The organism is Ruegeria sp. BB1 (assembly GCF_056539465.1).
In genome coordinates this window covers 129,855-145,062 of record NZ_JBQFVB010000009.1, presented here as the reverse complement: position 1 = coordinate 145,062, position 15,208 = coordinate 129,855, and the positions used below count along the sequence as shown (strand labels likewise).

The window sequence follows — 15,208 nt, the reverse complement described above, 5'->3', positions numbered from 1 at the left end:
AAACCCAAAACACAGAGAACCAATGACCAAAATCTCACATGATAAGGTCGAAGTCGTGATCATCGGCTCTGGCATCGCCGGCAGCACGATGGCGGCGGAGCTGGGTGAAGCGGGGTTCACCGTGCTGGTCCTGGAAGCCGGGCCGGAGCGCCAGCTTTCGGATATGATCAGCTCGCAGATCTGGTCCCGGCGGCTCAGATGGGCAGGGCCGGAGGTCCGGGAGTCAGGCGATCTTGTGGGGGCCGCAAACTTCGCCATGGGTTGGGGGACCGGCGGGGCCGGTTTGCATTGGTACGCAAATTGGTACCGGCTGCATCCGGACGACTTTCACGTCAAATCCTTGTACGGGCGCAGTCTAGACTGGCCCATTGATTATGAAGACCTGCGGCCATGGTATGACCGTGCGCAGTCTTATTTTGGCGTTTCTGGCGATGAAGATACTAATGCGCCGCCCGGCGAGGCCTATCCCATGCCTGCCATTTCAATTTCCAAACAGTCACAGACCATCAAGCCCGGGTTTGAAGCAGAGGGGCTGAAACTCACGACAAACACATTGGCAGTAAACTCCGTTCCCTATGATGGCCGGTCAGGATGCCTGCTTGACGGCTGGTGCGACGCGGGCTGCCCAATCGGGGCGTTGGCAAATCCACTAGTTCTGCAATGGCCACGGGCCCGAAAAGCTGGGGTTGGTCTACGCCACAACGCCTATGTTGCACGAATTGAAACTGACCCTGCGGGATCTAAGGCAACCGCAGTCTTATATGTCGATGAGCAGGGTCGGGAAAACCTGCAACCTGCCGAAATTGTTATCTCGGCGTGCCACACAATCTGGAATGCACGGTTGCTGATGCTGTCCGCCAGCGACAAGCATCCTAATGGGCTTGGCAATGGCAGCAAAACCCTGGGACGCTATTTTACGTCTCACGCGCTAACGACCATCCACGGGCTTTTTTCTCAGGAAACGGAGCCCCATTTGGGTGTGTCCGGTGCAAATACGCTCTGCCTGGATGGCTATGACGACAAACAACCGGCAAAGGATACCTTTGGCAGCCGCGCGTGGCTTGTTGGACAGGCTGCAAAACCCAACGATCTGTTGGGAATTGCTCTGGCCAAACCCGAATTGTGCGGCGAGGCTCTGGACGCATATTTGCGTCAAGCCAGTTTGCATTATGGCAATATGACTGTGTTGTGCGAGGAAGATAGTATTCCGGAAAACCGCGTCACGCTCGATCCATCAAAAAAAGATCGATATGGGTTACCGCAAGCCCATGTGCAAAACTCTCTTCCACAGGCAAATGCCTCCAGATCAGATCTGGCCAGGGCCGAGGGTCTCCGTATCTTCAATGCGGCGGGGGCTACTGATGCCTGGGCGGGCCCGCGAAATCCTATGCACATGATGGGCGGAACAATCATGGGCGACGATGCATCGGCATCGGTCACGAATTCATATGGGCAGGTGCATGAGATCGACAATCTGTTTGTCGCCGGCGCAAGCCTGTTTCCAACGCCCGGCGCCATCAACCCGACGGCTACGCTGGCTGCGTTAGTGTTTCGCACGGCAGATTATATTCGCACCCATCGATCAGAGTTACTGCCCTAAAGAGCGCTGCGCGGCAGTTGTGCCCGCCCCATTCCATCGAATGCGCCGAGCAGTTCTTCGAACCAACGGTGCAGAGCACTCTCTGGTGGCCAGAATGTCGTCAGACTGACAACCCGAGGCCACTGGAATGTACCGAACAATATATAGTCCGAATAATCTGGTGCTACGCCGCCCAGGAAAGGCGTTTCGGCGAGAGTTACCTCAAGCGGGATCAGTGCTTGTTTGGTCGCGTGACGTGCGGATTCAGGGTCAGCTCCGATTTCTTCGACGGTCTGGCCGAATTTGCGCAGGGTTCGTTCACGATAGTAATCCTTGTCGCACTTCGCCGTCAGGGGAAATTGCTCCGCTATGACAGCACGAAAGATCAGAGGGTGCAGCGTGTTGTCTGCCCAGTGATTGACGAATAGCGACTTTGCCTTGTCGGATGGGCTGGCAAACAGTGGATGGCCCGGATAGGTGTCATCCAGATAAGAGGCAATGTACCAACTGTCCCGGACCCACTGATTGCCATCCACCAGAACCGGCGCCGTCACACCCCCGGATCTTGCGATCCGTTGCTTTTCGGTTATGCGCCATGGCTCTGAGTCAAAACTTAGTTGTTTATGCGCCAGCGCCATGCGACTGCGCCAGCAGTACGGACTCAAATGGGCTTTTGGATTTTCACCAACAACTTCAAAGAGCCTGCGCTTGTTCTCGTGCGATATCATGTTGGGGCCCATTCTGTTTCACGGCAGTCTATCACATTGCCAGAAACGACTGAGGCTGCTTTTGCGTTATGTTCGCGCAAGGGAGTCCTGGTTAATGGCTGTCCGCAACCGCAGTTGAGCAGCCGCCACGCCATCATTCGGCTCTGAGCCGACATTGGCTTTGCCCACTGGTGCTGCGGCGCACCCTGTCGAAGCGGCCATTCACTGAAACTGCGGTATCAAGGCTTGCACGAACTTTAGCATTGTGACTCTGCGACTACCTATTGACCTAATGAATCAGCCGCCAATCTGAGTCATCGTAGCTTGAACCGCATGATACCTTTGTGCGTTGGGAGGATGTGTGCCCAGAAAACGATCACCAGGATCAGGAACTCGCGCGAAGTACAGCGCACCTTTGAGTGGATCATAGCCCGCTTTATGGGCTATTACCGTGCCTAGTTGATCAGCTTCCAATTCAAAGTTCTTTGAATAGCTGCGCCCGCCGACAAACGCTCCAAGATCTTGTGCAGCGGCAATATCATTCGGCCCGGTCCCGGCAATTGTTGCCAGACCAGCCAAAATTACTGCACCAGCCGCCGCATTTTGAGCGCGACGCGCCAAATGCCCTTGAATATGGTGAGCGGCTTCATGCGCCATTACAAATGCAAGTTCATCGGTATTGTTCACACTTCGTGTCAGCGCTTGGGTCATTGTGATCACCGGGCGCCCCGACTTACTTAAGCTCTGATATGCGTTTGAGGGTGCTTTTTTGTTTGGATCAATGCGGATCAAGAAATCGCAATTCACTCCCCGAGTACGGCGGCGGCATTCTCGCTCTGCCACGGGTTCTATCCGTGCGGCGACCTGCCGAAACCTTACTTGTGCCTGCTGTGAACTGACGGGGGCGCTTGCGCGACCGGGGTTTGGGATAGGTGCAGATGGAGGAGGGTTGGTTGATACGCATCCCGCCAACATCAAAATAGATATTACCAATACAGCTCGCTTCATAAAAGCATCTTTCTAGCAATTCAAAACACAGAAATAGAGGCCATAGTCTTCGATAAGCCAACATCCAAATCCGATAATAGAGCTTGTGTGAATTGTTATTCAATAACAGCGGAGATTGTCTGTAGTCGCAGGCCGATTCAGCTGTCGCCAGAATGGTGAGCACCGTAAATGGCGTTGAAACGAACAGCCAACTAGCCCACGGCCTCCTCGCTAACGACCTAAACCTTGTTGATCGACACATAGACAGCCGCCATTCTCGCGGCACCACGGCTTGAAACCTATCTGTTTTGCGGCGTTTTTCGGAGAGATCGAATGACCGCAGACTAAGAAAAACAACTACTCCTATAAGGTTAACTCAATTGGCAACACTAAGCGCTATTGAATAACAGGTTTGTGTCGTAACCCTTTGGGATGCAGTTTAAATCCGGAAAATCAACGTCTGGGAAACTTGGACCAGTCAGATGAAGCTGCTCAACAGTATCTCCAACCGCCGATATCAAGCTGACTTTGTGTTGATCCTCCCCCTCTGAAGTGGTCCGCCGCTATGGTTAAGAAAATGGAGGAACCACATGGCGAACAAGCGACCGAAGCCGGAAGAGATTGTCTCACCAATCAGGTGGCCCAACAAGAATTGTCGGAGTACGTAAATAATGGGACCGAATAATTGAGACTCGTCACCCATTGAATTCAACACCTTAAGATTTTTGCGCTTTTTGAATGCTTCTACAGCGACTTGTCGGCTGCAGCCTCGGGTCATATTGCGTACCTCGTTTGCGACAGCCGCAGCTGCCGCATCACCGGTTTCGATGCCCTTGAGAAGTTTCTGGATCAGGTCCCCTTTCGAAGCCACAGAAACAATTCACACATTCTTACGCGAAAAATAAAATGAGTTGCCATCTTCGGTATCAGCCAATCGAAACGAAGTCACTGATTACAAGCTGGGACTGAGGTTCAATGTCGTCAAGTGACAACTCTGTTGGTGCTGCAGCGCGGCTTCGCCAGCGCGAACACTGGGTAATCTAATTAACGATGTCGCGGATGTTCAGGTAGTTGGGTCACCAGCTCTCTCGTTAACGATCTCAAGTATACGGTTTCGTTGGATTTTCCCAGATGGCCCTTTTGGCAGTTCCAGCAGAAAATGAACGCGATCGGGCGATTTGAACCGGCCGACCTGCGCTTCGCAAATTTTCGATAGATCCATAGAGGTCACTTGAGACCCCTCGCGAATTGCAACAGCGGCTTCTACGGTTTCACCATAGCTGGCGCAGGGGCGTGCGAAAGCTGCCGCTTCGACAACGTCTGGGTGGGAATAAAGCGCTTCATCGATCTCACGCGGCGCGATGTTCTCACCGCCTTTGATGATCAACTCTTTCAAGCGTCCTGTCACAAAAACATATCCGTCCTTGTCCATGCGCGCGAGGTCGCCGGTGCGCAACCAGCCATCAACCGTAAACGTTCCCGACGTCGCGCGGGGGTCCTTGAGGTATTCCAGCATCACATTGGGACCACGAATGACCAATTCGCCTTCGGTTCCGCGCGGCACAGGTTGAAGACTGGCGTCCAGGATTGCCGCTTCGTTTCCAAAGGCAACCCCGGGCGACCCGATCTTACGAACACCCGGAGGCAGCGGGTTCGACAGAATCTGCGCCGCCGTCTCAGTCAGGCCCATCGTTTCTATGATCGGAATTTCGAAGCGGTTTTCAAAACTGCGCTGAACGTCCGGCGCCAATGCTGAAGATGCGGATCGTCCGAAGCGTACGCGCTGTCGGGTATCGGCATCCGGACTGGTGTCCGAGTGCAGCAGATGAGAAATGATGGTTGGTACCACCGAGAACCAAGTTGCGCCGACCTTGCCAAGATTGTCCCAGAATCTGCTGGCCGAAAACTTTTCGCACATGGCCAGCGAACCACCCGATACCAATGTTCCCATCACCGTCACGCACAGCCCGTTTATGTGGTAGATCGGTAAGACGCAAAACCCGCGGTCAGCGTCAGTCAATTGGTGCGCGACCGCAGTTGTCCAACCGCCCGCCAACATGCTGGCGTGAGTGTGAACTACCCCCTTAGGACGCCCGGTCGTCCCCGAAGTGTACATCAACAGCGCATGACTGCTTGATGAGATGCCATGCAGGTTGCTGCCGGTGTCTTTGGCGTCCGATACATGCAGCGCTGTAATCGCTGCCGGATCGGCTGTTCGGGCAAACAGGTCCGTTTGGTCGGAATGCACGAACCCATAACGTGCATCGCTGTGCTCCAGAGCATAGGTAACGGCGCTGTCTCCGGCGACGAGGTTGATCATCGTTGCCCGAAATCCGCCATAGAGAACACCGAACAGAACCTCCAACGCTTCGCGACAATTTGGGTAGAGGATGGCGACACTTTCGCCTTTTTCCACGCCCAGATCGGTCAACATGACGGCAACACGACGCGCGGTTTCGCGCAACTCGCTCCAAGTCAGGTCCGCCGTGCCGTCCGGGAAGACGAAGCCGGTCCCACCTTGGATCGCACGGTAGTCCAGCCAATCACGGATGGTGCCTTCGGGCGGGTTGGTCATTGTCCGACCTCCGACCAGTAGGCCCCGAAAATCTCATCAAGCCCGGGTTCGCGCGGCGGCGTTTCACGCACAATTTTCGTGGTCTGGACGAAGTGACGCCAGTGCAAATTGGTGTCGATTGAGTTCTCGCCCCAGCTGCCGCAGCCCATCGACAGCGAAAAAGGCATCCCGTTGGTAAAGCTGCCGCCAGTGGCAAAGGTATGTGCTTGATTAACGATCACCCGGCAGGTGGGCAGATCACGCCCCATACCGATGGCACGCGCATCGTCATTCGTATGAATGCCAACCGAATGCCCCGCCCCTTGATGCGCCAGAATTCGGGTTGCAATTTCCCTAGCGTCGTCGAAATCCGCCGCGTGATAGAGTGCCAGAACCCGACTGAGTTTTTCGCCAGACAATGGATGATCCGCGCCGATACCGTCGGTCTCAACCGCAAGAAACTTGGTTCCTTCAGGGACTTTGCCTGCCATCCCCAAGGCGTCTAGCATTTTGTCGGCGTCCTGCGCGATAACGGACCGGTTGAGGTGACCGTCAGGCCAGAGCCGCGCGATGATACCGTCTGTTTCCGAAGACGGTACCAGAACGCCGCCTTCGGTCGCCATCGCGGCGACGAATGCGTCATAAACCGCATCCACCACGACCAAAGCATTCTCGGAAGAGCAGGACGTTGCATTGTCGAAACATTTAGACGCCGCGATCTTGGCTGCGGCATCTTGCAGGTCGGCGGTTTCGTCGACAATCACAGTTACGTTGCCAGCGCCAACCGCCACCGCAGGCGTGCCGCAGGACTGCGCGCGCTGGACGTTGTTTTGACTGCCAGTGCAGATCACCCGATCAACGGTCTCCATCAACCGCTGGGTTTTCGCCTTTGACCCGGGCGCTGCGATCATCTGGACCAGATCACAATCCAGCCCCAGTTTGTCAAACTCAGCGTGGATGTAACCCACTAGCAGCTCACAAGAAGCCACACCCTTGGGCGACGGTGCCACCACGATGGAATTGCCACCCTTGAGCGCATTGATGATGTTGTTCGCGGGCGTGGCGGCAGGGTTGGTCGAAGGGACGACCGCGCCAATGACCCCGATCGGCCGGGCAATCTCGGTAATTCCGGTGGCCGGATCGTCGCTGATAATGCCCTGGGTTTTAACGCTCGCGATATCCCGCAACAGGCCAAGTGTCTTGCGGTGGTTCTTTGTGATCTTGTCGGGCACATTGCCCAGTCCGGTGGTTTCGACGGCTACCTCGGCAAGCGCCCGATTGCGCGTCGGTTCCATGATGGCCCAGCCCGCCGCCAGTGCCGCTTTGTCGTAAAGCGACTGGCTAGCACCGGCTTCAAAAGCCGCCTGAGCTTTTCGCGCGCGTGCGACAATACGATCTATTTCAGCAATTTCGGGGGAAATCCCGTCCTGAGCGTTCATCTTGGTCCTCGAATGGTTGTTCGGGGCGGACCCGTTCCGCCCCGCTATGATCGCCGGATCAGAGGCCGGCCAGCAATTCGTTCAGTGTCTGTTGGCGTTGAGCCCACATTTGGATCACTTCGTCCCGTGTCATGATGTGCATTGGCGAACCGCCTGCCTCCATCTTTTTGGCGACGCGGGAATTGGCGAACATCTCGGGCACGGTGGCAGCCAGTTTCTCGATAACCTCCGGCGGAGTTCCTTTGGGCACCATCACACCCCGGAAGTTGACCGACGAATTGTCGACCTCGAGCCCCTGTTCCATCATCGTCGGAACATCCGGCAGGAAGGCGTTGCGTTCCAGATCGGCGACGCCCAGGATTTTGACGTTACCCGCCTCTTGGGCGCGGAACGCGTCAGACAGGTTGTTGATGCCGCCCATGACTTCGCCCGCGATCACCGCTTTCATTGCTGCGGCCCCGCCACCTTTGGTCGGGATATAGGCCATTTTGGTCCCGGCGGCCTTGTCGAGTTGCAGTGCAGCAATGTGGTGGCCTACAAACAATCCTGCACCCGAAACGGTCAGTTTGCCGGGGTTTTCCTTCGCAAAGGCGACAACATCCTGCATTGAATTGAATTCACTGTCCGCACCAACCACGAACACAGCAGGATCGGCCCCCCAATTGGCGATGGGCTCAAAGCTGTCGGTCGAGTATTCGACGCCGCCCTTGATCGATTGGGCGATGAAGTGGGGAACGTTGTAGGCGGCCAAAGTATAACCGTCCGGGTCGGCCTGCGTGGCAAACCAGTTCCAGCCAACGCGACCACCTGCGCCGGGTTTGTTGATGATGGCAATGGGCATTCCCAGCGCATCCTCGTTCCCGGCCGTCATGGTGACGATCCGCGCCTGAAAGTCGGTTGCACCTCCGGCCCCATAGCTGACCATCATCATCAGTGGTCGTTCCGGGTATTCTTCGGCCATTGCCTGGCCTGTCAGGCCAGTCAGAACCAGTGCGGCCCCTGCGATCAATCGTTTCATTTTGCGTTTCCTCCCTGATTTGGTTCACCCGCAAATTGGTGCGGTCAGAACAGAATTTCCCTTGGGGTGTAGACGTTCAGAAGCATGGCGAAGAGCCCGTACATCACCGTCACAAACACCACTGTGATGACACCGCGTTTGATCCAGCTTTTTGCTTCGGCATGAGGCGCGGGATCGTAGATCGACAGCAGGACAAAAAAGGTGATGGTCGTAGCGGTATAGAACCCAAGCGTTTTTGCCGCCCAGAACACGTAGATCAGCGTGATGATCAGGCCGGGCAGCATGTTGATGAACATGGCGCGCGTCACGCCGTTTCCGACTTTGGACAAGCCCATCAGGGCTTTGCCAAATGTCCAGCCGGCCAGAACCACGAAAACAGACGCGATAAGGCGCGGGAACAGAAAGGCTTCGGCCGGTTGCTGGGTATAGCTGACCCACGTCACCCAGAGACCAACTGCAAAAACCAGACCCGACCCGAATATGTGCTGCGAGCGGTTCATGCCTGCGCCTCCTCTTTGGTGGTGTAGCGACGGCTGCGCAGTTCCATCCAGACCGAATAGGCGATCGAGGCCAGCACAATGACGATCAGCAACAGGTTCAAACCGCCGGTCAGGAAATACGAAGCCTTGCCAACGGTGGCGTCGGCGATCATTCCGCCCTGAATGAAGTTGGCCTCGGCGATGGGTCCAAGGATCAGCCCCAGCACCAGGGGTGCGGCAGAGAATCCGAAACGTTCCAGAAAGAACATGCCGATGCCAAGACAGGCCATGACATAGACGTCGCCCATCGATCCCTGCACCGAATAGGCCCCAAAGACCGACAGCGCCAGCACGATGGCGGCCATGACCGATTGCGGCACCTGCGCCACGCGGGCTGCTAGCCCTGCGACATAAAGGCCAAAGATGCACATCAGTATCTGCCCGATCAGCATCGAGTTGATGAAGGTCCAGGCGACATCGGGGTGATTGTCGAACAGGTCTGAGCCAGGGAAAATACCGTGAATCAGCAAGCCGCCCAACAGAACAGCGGCGGTGGGGCTGCCGGGAATGGACAGCGTCAGCAAAGGTACCAGAGATGGGCCGACCATGGCATTGTTGGCGGATTCCGCAGCGATCACTCCTTCGGAATGACCCGTGCCGAACTTGTCTTTTTCAGCCGAGAACTTTTTGGTCTGATCATAGGCAACAAGACCCGCTATTTGTCCGCCGACACCCGGGATTAGGCCGATGATTGAGCCTGTCATCGTTCCGATACCCAGCGCACGGGTGCGGCTGAACAACTCTCGGAATGCCGCGACGATCGAATGGCGCTGCACTTCAATGACCTCGGCCCCTGCGTTATGGCGCCCCTTGGCGAACATCGTCAGCACCTGTGGGATTGCAAACAGGCCGATCAGCGCGGCAATGATGTTGATTCCACCACCCAAAGCGGGGTGAAAGATGAAACGCTGCGCCCCCATGATGTCATCAAAGCCGATAGTGGCCAGCCACAAGCCGATGCAGCCTGACAGTAGCCCCTTTACCACCGACGCGGAGTCCAGAGTCCCGATCACCGTCACGCCCAGAATGGCCAGCCAGAACAAATGCGAAGGGCCGAACGCCAGAGCCCATTTGGCCAAAACGGGGGTCAGGAAGATCAAAAGCAGAACCCCGAATATTCCGCCCACCGCCGAAGCCAGAAACGAAAGCTGCAAAGCACGCGCACCTTGGCCTTGTTTGGCCATCGTATGCCCGTCCAGTGTTGTGGCAATATTGGCAGGCGCGCCGGGGATCTTGAGGAGAATTGCGCTGACTGCCCCTCCGGCCACGGTCGATGTATAGGCGGCTCCCAGCAAGATCAGACCCTGCGCCGCCTCAAGCTGGAAGGTAAACGGGATCAACAGCGCGACAGCCATGGTCGGTGAAAGCCCGGGCGTGGCACCCAGAATCAGGCCCCCAATTGTACCGCCGAGCAGCAGCATGAATGACAGCGGGGTAAACACGTCTCCGAAGTAATAAATGAATTCCATTCAGGGCCTCCCAACCCGTCGGTTCATGTTTTTACTTTTGTTGACAAATCAGGTTAGGCAATGAAAATAGTTTTGCAAATGTTTTCATAAAATTGACCAAATGGAAGAAAATTATGACTATTTTTCAGAAGGGTAAGGTGGATATTGTGGCAGTTGCAAAGGCTGCAAAAGTCTCTCCGTCCACGGTGTCACGTACCTTTAATCACCCGAATTTGGTGAACCCAGCGACTCGCAAAAAGATCAACCGAGCGGTTCAGAGACTGGGGTATATCCGCAACCGTGCTGCACAGACGATGCATGGCAAACGGTCCGGGACCATCGGCCTAGTTGTGCCCACAATCAACCATGCCATTTTTGCTGAGGTCATTCAGGCATTCTCGGATTCGATCGACAAGGCCGGCTTCAGCCTGTTGCTGGCGTCGCACGGATACGATCTTGACCGGGAATACGCGATGGTTCGCAAGTTGCTCGAGCATCGTGTGGACGGGGTTGCGCTTGTCGGGTTGGAACACGCCGAGGCAACCGCCCGCCTGATCGAACAGCAGAAAATTCCGGGGCTGGCGATATGGAACTACTCCGAAGATTCAGACTTGCCCTGTGTCGGGGCAGACAATCTTCTGGCCGGGCGACTTGCGACCGAGCATCTTCTGGCCTTGGGGCATCGGGACATCGGACTGATTTTTCCCAAAACCAATGGCAATGATCGAGCGCAGCACCGGTTCACAGCCGTACATGATACGCTCGCGGAAAGGGATATTTGCCTTCCGGACAAGCGAGTTTCCGAAGCGCCCTACAGTGTCTCGCAGGCAAAGCAGGCTGCCATTTCCCTTTTGACGGAACATCCGCGCCCTACGGCATTGTTGTGCGGAAACGATGTTATTGCACAGGGTGCCTTGTTTGCCGCGCAGAGTCTGGGCCTGACCGTTCCCGAAGACCTGTCGATTATCGGCATCGGCGATTTCAAAGGGTCGTCAGACGTAGAGCCGGGTCTAACGACCATTCGTATTCCGGCAGAAACCATCGGAACGCTGGCGGGGGAAAAGTTCACCGACTACATTACCTCAGACGATCCGGAGCCATTCAGAGTCTGCTGCGAATTGGAGTGCATCGTCAGAGGAACAACGGGTCCAGTGACGATTTAGCGGCTATTCAAGGCAATATTTTTTGCCCCCGGAAAATTCTCGTATTGAGCGTTTACGGGTGTGAAGGTGTGAACGCCCCTGCTGGTCGCGATGAACTGATAGCATATTGGCAATTTTCTCGCTTTAAGTGCTTGCGTTGTGAAAACAGCTGCATGAGCGCCGGATAGTTCGCTTCCGCGCAGTAGAAAAGTTATGATTCACACAGACTGTAGCAATTCATTAGCCGAGTAGTTGCACCTCTTGGACGCCATGCGGCGGCGTTACGCTCCAACTGTTAGCCTCAGTCCTAAACTTTGCGCTGCTTTATAGTAGTCTTGAAGCCACCTGCAGAACTGGTTCACCTCGTTTCGTTTTTCCGAGGTGACCTGAACGACCAAAATACACTGCGGGCGTAGGCAGCCGATCATCGAGTTGAGAGACCAGCAGTCCTTATTTGATGTAGCTGCGCAAAAAATCCTCCGAGATAGTCGCCGCGCCTTGGCCGCGGGAAACGATCTGCAAGGCAATCAGTGAAGAACCCACCTTCATGGCAGTGTGGTCCGGCAACTCTATGCCAGCATTCCCCGCCATCTGATCCCAGTCCGCCTCTGAGCCGATGATCTGGACAGCCCGTTCGGCCAATTTTTCAGGCACAGGTTGCGACTGAGCGAGGCGGCCAGGCTTGGATGGCAAACGATTTCGGCAAATTGATGCCCCAGATGGCGGATGTCGCGTTCGGCCCGGTCGCCATATCCGGCATACTCGGAGTTACCATTTTACTTTGGGTTACAGACAGCTGGCATGGAATCGCACCTGCGTGGATCGCACTTGGGGCCGCTCTGATCTGTGCATTACCTGTAGTCGGTGTCATCCCCTTCAGCGATCTTCCTCAGAAAGTAAACATTGCGCCAATCTTCTTTGTGTCCGGGGTCATTGGCTTCGGAGCTGTGGTTTTTCACTCCGGAATAAATGCCTGGGCCGGAGTGTATCTGGTGACCATGTTCATGAAGCAAACCTTTCCAGCAATACGGCAATATTTGCCTCTCTGGCCGCCATCGGATCACTGGTGGCGGTGTGTACGACGGTTCCGACTGCGCCAGGTGTAATGACGCCACTGGCAGGACAATTGGCAGAAACCACTGGCTGGCCAGTTGAGTGGGTCTTAACGGCGCAAGTTCCAACATGGATTCTCGTGCCGTTTCCATACCTGGTTCCGCCTTTGCTACTGACAATGTCAATCGGTCGAATTTCGTCAGCGCAGGCGGTTCGCCTGCTGCTAGCTTACTTCCCGATTGGAGTTACCCTGCTCGCCCCACTTCATTTCCTTTGGGCTAGGTCATTGGGTTTCTTTCTATGAAAACTTAGCCCACCCGTGCCAGAAGCAATCATACCGATAGAGCCAAGTTCAATCATGTACTAACAATCAACTTAAACCAGTCAGATGAGGCTGCTTTGGTTGATTGAAAACCGGGGGATCAGGGCCTGCCTTTCAGCATGGCGTGCATAGGCGCGATCTGTGCGCTCCTGAAACTTTAGTCTTCAGCTTGGATCAATGATCGGTCTATTCGCTGCGCAGAATACACGAAAACGTAGATCCGCAGAAATCTCCGTGCCGTGAGCGCCACAAAGGAAGCTCTCTTGGTCTCTTTCCAAGCATTCCCTACCTGTCAACCGAAAGTCGTGTTCTTAAGTTTTGGAAATTTTGGCCCGTTTCCGGATCTCAAAGACTCGAAAACCTAAGTAACTGAATCTGTTGCATGCGCAGTCTCAGTAATTAAGCGATCCGACAAGAACTGTTGGCTTTCAATAAAATGAAACCAAGCGCCTGAGAGTTTTACATTTTTCAATACAGTACTTTGAATGAAAAAAGTTTCCGGCCCCTCCCCAAGAGGAACCGGAAACCCCATCTTTTGCAACCAATTGATTTTGCTTGACCTTATCTAAGGACCACCACGCTGCAATTGGAATGCCGTACAACCCTGGCGGCCGTAGATCCCAGTAGTAGGTCAGAAAGACCGGGCCGGTGTGAGGACACGACGACACAATCCGCCTTGTGCTTTTCCTGCCAACTGAGGATTGCATTGGTCGAATGTCCTGACACAACATGAACATCGATCACGTCCGATCCCAGCTCTGCCGTCAAAGTATCCGCAAGCTCCTCAATTGCTTTCTTAAGCTGATCCTTCGGAAAATATGACGCCATGTAGGATGGCAGCTCTTCCATAATGGACAAGACCGAAATCCGACCACCGTCCGCCAACAGTTTTTTAGCTGCTTCTATGGATGCCGAATACTCTTTCTCATGTCCGGGAGCTACGGGGACAAGTATATGTTTGAACATCTGATATCCTCTATTTCAGCGCGTTGGGCAGCCAGGTGGCGATTTCCGGGAAGATGAAAATCAACGTGAGACCAACGAATTGAAGTACAACAAAGGGTCCAACCGAGTTGTAAACATCGCCCATACTCACGTCCTTGGGCAAAACGCCCTTGATCCAGAACAGAACGAAGCCGAATGGAGGGGTCAGATAGGCGATCTGAATGTTTACGATGAACAAAGCGCCGAACCACAGTTTGTCGATCCCTAGTTCATCAATGATCGGGATGAACAGTGGGGTGCAAAGCAGAATGATGGCCCAGTCATCCATGACCATACCCAGGATCAAGATGATCAGCATCATCATCAACAGGATGCCTGTGCTTCCGCCTGGCATAGATAGAACCAGATTGGTCAGAAGGTCCTGGCTGCCTAAGGTATTGAACACGTTGAGATAGACAGTTGCGCCAATCAAGATCCACAGGCCCATACCGCTGAGCTTTACTGTCGACACCAGCGATTCAACCAGAACTTCCTTGGTCAGTTTGCCATAGATGAAGTTGATGACGAATGCGCCCGCAGCACCAAACGCAGCAGCCTCGGCAGGCGTTGCGATGCCGCCCCAGATAACGCCCAAAACGATCACGATCAAAAGGGCAAAGGGCCAGATACTGAGCACGGCGGTGAGTTTTTCACTCACCGTGAATTTCTGATCTGCCGGCAGAGCGGGCCCAAGTTCCGGCTGAATGCGGCAACGGACACCGATGTAGATGGTATAGAACATGGCAAGCATCAGACCCGGCATCAGACCGGCCATGAACAGGTCACCGATGGATACTTTTGCCAAAAGACCATAGAAGATGAACGGAACGCTCGGCGGGATCAGCGCGCCCAGAGCGCCACCTGCCGCGATACATCCGATGGCGATCCTACGGTCATAATTGTATCGCATCATCGAGGGGTATGCGATCTGCCCCATGGTTGTCGTCGCAGGTGGCGTGATGCCAGTGATAGCTGCGAAAACGGTACAGACCTGAACCGTTCCCATCGCCAGTCCGCCATGAACATGACCAATCAGCTTATAGACAGCGTCATAGGCGGCCTCGGCTATTCCGGAAAATCGTATCAAGGATCCCATGAACAGGAAGAGCGGCACGGTCACCAGAATCGAACTCCACGGAGTCGAATAAAAGGCACTTGGCACCGACAAGAGCGCTCGCGGTTCTATGATCATCGCGAACAGTACGGCTGTACCGCCAAGGCCAAATGAGACCGGCAAACCCATGAAAAGAATGGCGAAAAGCACTATGAAGTACAGCGCTGTGATAAGTTCAAGGCTCATTTTTTGTCTTTCCTTAGCACGTGGCAGCCTAGGAACGTCGGCTAATGCGCGGTTCCAAATGCCGTATTGTTGGCGGCATTTTCCGGGGCACCGCTGGCTCGTTTAACAAGCCAGCGGTCATTTTGTGCGTCACGTA

13 protein-coding genes are annotated in these 15,208 nt (G+C 54.8%); 3 read left to right on the top strand and 10 right to left on the bottom strand.

The genetic code is table 11. From position 1 onward, the window contains the following. The first annotated feature begins 22 nt into the window (after nucleotides 1-22). The gene (locus ACR0AL_RS17480; protein ID WP_480664049.1) at nucleotides 23-1,600 is read left to right on the top strand and encodes a GMC oxidoreductase; all 1,578 of its coding nucleotides are present in this window, start codon (nucleotides 23-25) and stop codon (nucleotides 1,598-1,600) included. On the opposite strand, the gene ACR0AL_RS17475 is transcribed toward ACR0AL_RS17480, so the two are convergent. From ACR0AL_RS17475 to ACR0AL_RS17445, 7 genes are all read right to left on the bottom strand, one after another. Then, nucleotides 1,597-2,307: a glutathione S-transferase N-terminal domain-containing protein gene (locus tag ACR0AL_RS17475; protein WP_480664047.1), complete on the bottom strand. Its 711-nt coding sequence runs from the start codon at nucleotides 2,305-2,307 to the stop codon at nucleotides 1,597-1,599. The genes ACR0AL_RS17480 and ACR0AL_RS17475 overlap by 4 nt on opposite strands. Before the next feature lie 276 nt (nucleotides 2,308-2,583). After that, entirely contained in the window at nucleotides 2,584-3,261 is a 678-nt protein-coding gene (locus ACR0AL_RS17470) for a M48 family metalloprotease (protein ID WP_368040065.1), read from the bottom strand. A gap of 1,075 nt (nucleotides 3,262-4,336) precedes the next feature. Further along, complete coding sequence (locus ACR0AL_RS17465) at nucleotides 4,337-5,848, bottom strand: AMP-binding protein (RefSeq protein ID WP_480664045.1); 1,512 nt, start codon at nucleotides 5,846-5,848, stop codon at nucleotides 4,337-4,339. Then, the gene (sauS, locus tag ACR0AL_RS17460; protein WP_170351244.1) at nucleotides 5,845-7,266 is read right to left on the bottom strand and encodes an acylating sulfoacetaldehyde dehydrogenase; all 1,422 of its coding nucleotides are present in this window, start codon (nucleotides 7,264-7,266) and stop codon (nucleotides 5,845-5,847) included. The genes ACR0AL_RS17465 and sauS overlap by 4 nt, the downstream gene beginning before the upstream one ends. Before the next feature lie 58 nt (nucleotides 7,267-7,324). Then, on the bottom strand, nucleotides 7,325-8,284 hold the full coding sequence (locus tag ACR0AL_RS17455) for a Bug family tripartite tricarboxylate transporter substrate binding protein (protein ID WP_480664043.1): 960 nt from the start codon (nucleotides 8,282-8,284) through the stop codon (nucleotides 7,325-7,327). Nucleotides 8,285-8,328: 44 nt separating this feature from the next. Next, entirely contained in the window at nucleotides 8,329-8,784 is a 456-nt protein-coding gene (locus tag ACR0AL_RS17450) for a tripartite tricarboxylate transporter TctB family protein (RefSeq protein WP_170379684.1), read from the bottom strand. Further along, complete coding sequence (locus ACR0AL_RS17445) at nucleotides 8,781-10,292, bottom strand: tripartite tricarboxylate transporter permease (protein WP_170379681.1); 1,512 nt, start codon at nucleotides 10,290-10,292, stop codon at nucleotides 8,781-8,783. The genes ACR0AL_RS17450 and ACR0AL_RS17445 overlap by 4 nt, the downstream gene beginning before the upstream one ends. A gap of 113 nt (nucleotides 10,293-10,405) precedes the next feature. Here ACR0AL_RS17445 and ACR0AL_RS17440 point away from each other — a divergent pair, with 113 nt between their 5' ends. Next, nucleotides 10,406-11,434, top strand: coding sequence for a LacI family DNA-binding transcriptional regulator (locus tag ACR0AL_RS17440; RefSeq protein ID WP_170362682.1), 1,029 nt, complete (start codon nucleotides 10,406-10,408; stop codon nucleotides 11,432-11,434). A 429-nt stretch (nucleotides 11,435-11,863) separates the two neighbouring features. Here the strand turns inward: ACR0AL_RS17440 and ACR0AL_RS17435 are convergent, their stop codons facing one another. Next, nucleotides 11,864-12,067, bottom strand: coding sequence for a hypothetical protein (locus ACR0AL_RS17435; protein WP_480664040.1), 204 nt, complete (start codon nucleotides 12,065-12,067; stop codon nucleotides 11,864-11,866). A 32-nt stretch (nucleotides 12,068-12,099) separates the two neighbouring features. Here ACR0AL_RS17435 and ACR0AL_RS17430 point away from each other — a divergent pair, with 32 nt between their 5' ends. Continuing rightward, nucleotides 12,100-12,519 (top strand): hypothetical protein, encoded by a 420-nt coding sequence (locus ACR0AL_RS17430; protein WP_170351239.1) that lies wholly within the window; start codon nucleotides 12,100-12,102, stop codon nucleotides 12,517-12,519. 830 nt (nucleotides 12,520-13,349) lie between these two features. Here ACR0AL_RS17430 and ACR0AL_RS17425 read toward each other — a convergent pair. Next, nucleotides 13,350-13,754, bottom strand: coding sequence for a universal stress protein (locus ACR0AL_RS17425; protein ID WP_170351238.1), 405 nt, complete (start codon nucleotides 13,752-13,754; stop codon nucleotides 13,350-13,352). 10 nt (nucleotides 13,755-13,764) lie between these two features. Continuing rightward, nucleotides 13,765-15,072 (bottom strand): TRAP transporter large permease, encoded by a 1,308-nt coding sequence (locus ACR0AL_RS17420; protein WP_170351237.1) that lies wholly within the window; start codon nucleotides 15,070-15,072, stop codon nucleotides 13,765-13,767. Nucleotides 15,073-15,208 lie beyond the last annotated feature (136 nt).

Coding starts and splice junctions, on each gene's coding strand:
- ACR0AL_RS17430 (WP_170351239.1), top strand. CDS start 12,100: ATGGCAAACGATTTCGGCAAATTGATGCCCCAGATGGCGGATGTCGCG.
- ACR0AL_RS17445 (WP_170379681.1), bottom strand. CDS start 10,292: ATGGAATTCATTTATTACTTCGGAGACGTGTTTACCCCGCTGTCATTC.
- ACR0AL_RS17455 (WP_480664043.1), bottom strand. CDS start 8,284: ATGAAACGATTGATCGCAGGGGCCGCACTGGTTCTGACTGGCCTGACA.
- ACR0AL_RS17465 (WP_480664045.1), bottom strand. CDS start 5,848: ATGACCAACCCGCCCGAAGGCACCATCCGTGATTGGCTGGACTACCGT.
- ACR0AL_RS17480 (WP_480664049.1), top strand. CDS start 23: ATGACCAAAATCTCACATGATAAGGTCGAAGTCGTGATCATCGGCTCT.
- ACR0AL_RS17425 (WP_170351238.1), bottom strand. CDS start 13,754: ATGTTCAAACATATACTTGTCCCCGTAGCTCCCGGACATGAGAAAGAG.
- sauS (WP_170351244.1), bottom strand. CDS start 7,266: ATGAACGCTCAGGACGGGATTTCCCCCGAAATTGCTGAAATAGATCGT.
- ACR0AL_RS17475 (WP_480664047.1), bottom strand. CDS start 2,307: ATGATATCGCACGAGAACAAGCGCAGGCTCTTTGAAGTTGTTGGTGAA.
- ACR0AL_RS17440 (WP_170362682.1), top strand. CDS start 10,406: ATGACTATTTTTCAGAAGGGTAAGGTGGATATTGTGGCAGTTGCAAAG.
- ACR0AL_RS17470 (WP_368040065.1), bottom strand. CDS start 3,261: ATGTTGGCGGGATGCGTATCAACCAACCCTCCTCCATCTGCACCTATC.
- ACR0AL_RS17420 (WP_170351237.1), bottom strand. CDS start 15,072: ATGAGCCTTGAACTTATCACAGCGCTGTACTTCATAGTGCTTTTCGCC.
- ACR0AL_RS17450 (WP_170379684.1), bottom strand. CDS start 8,784: ATGAACCGCTCGCAGCACATATTCGGGTCGGGTCTGGTTTTTGCAGTT.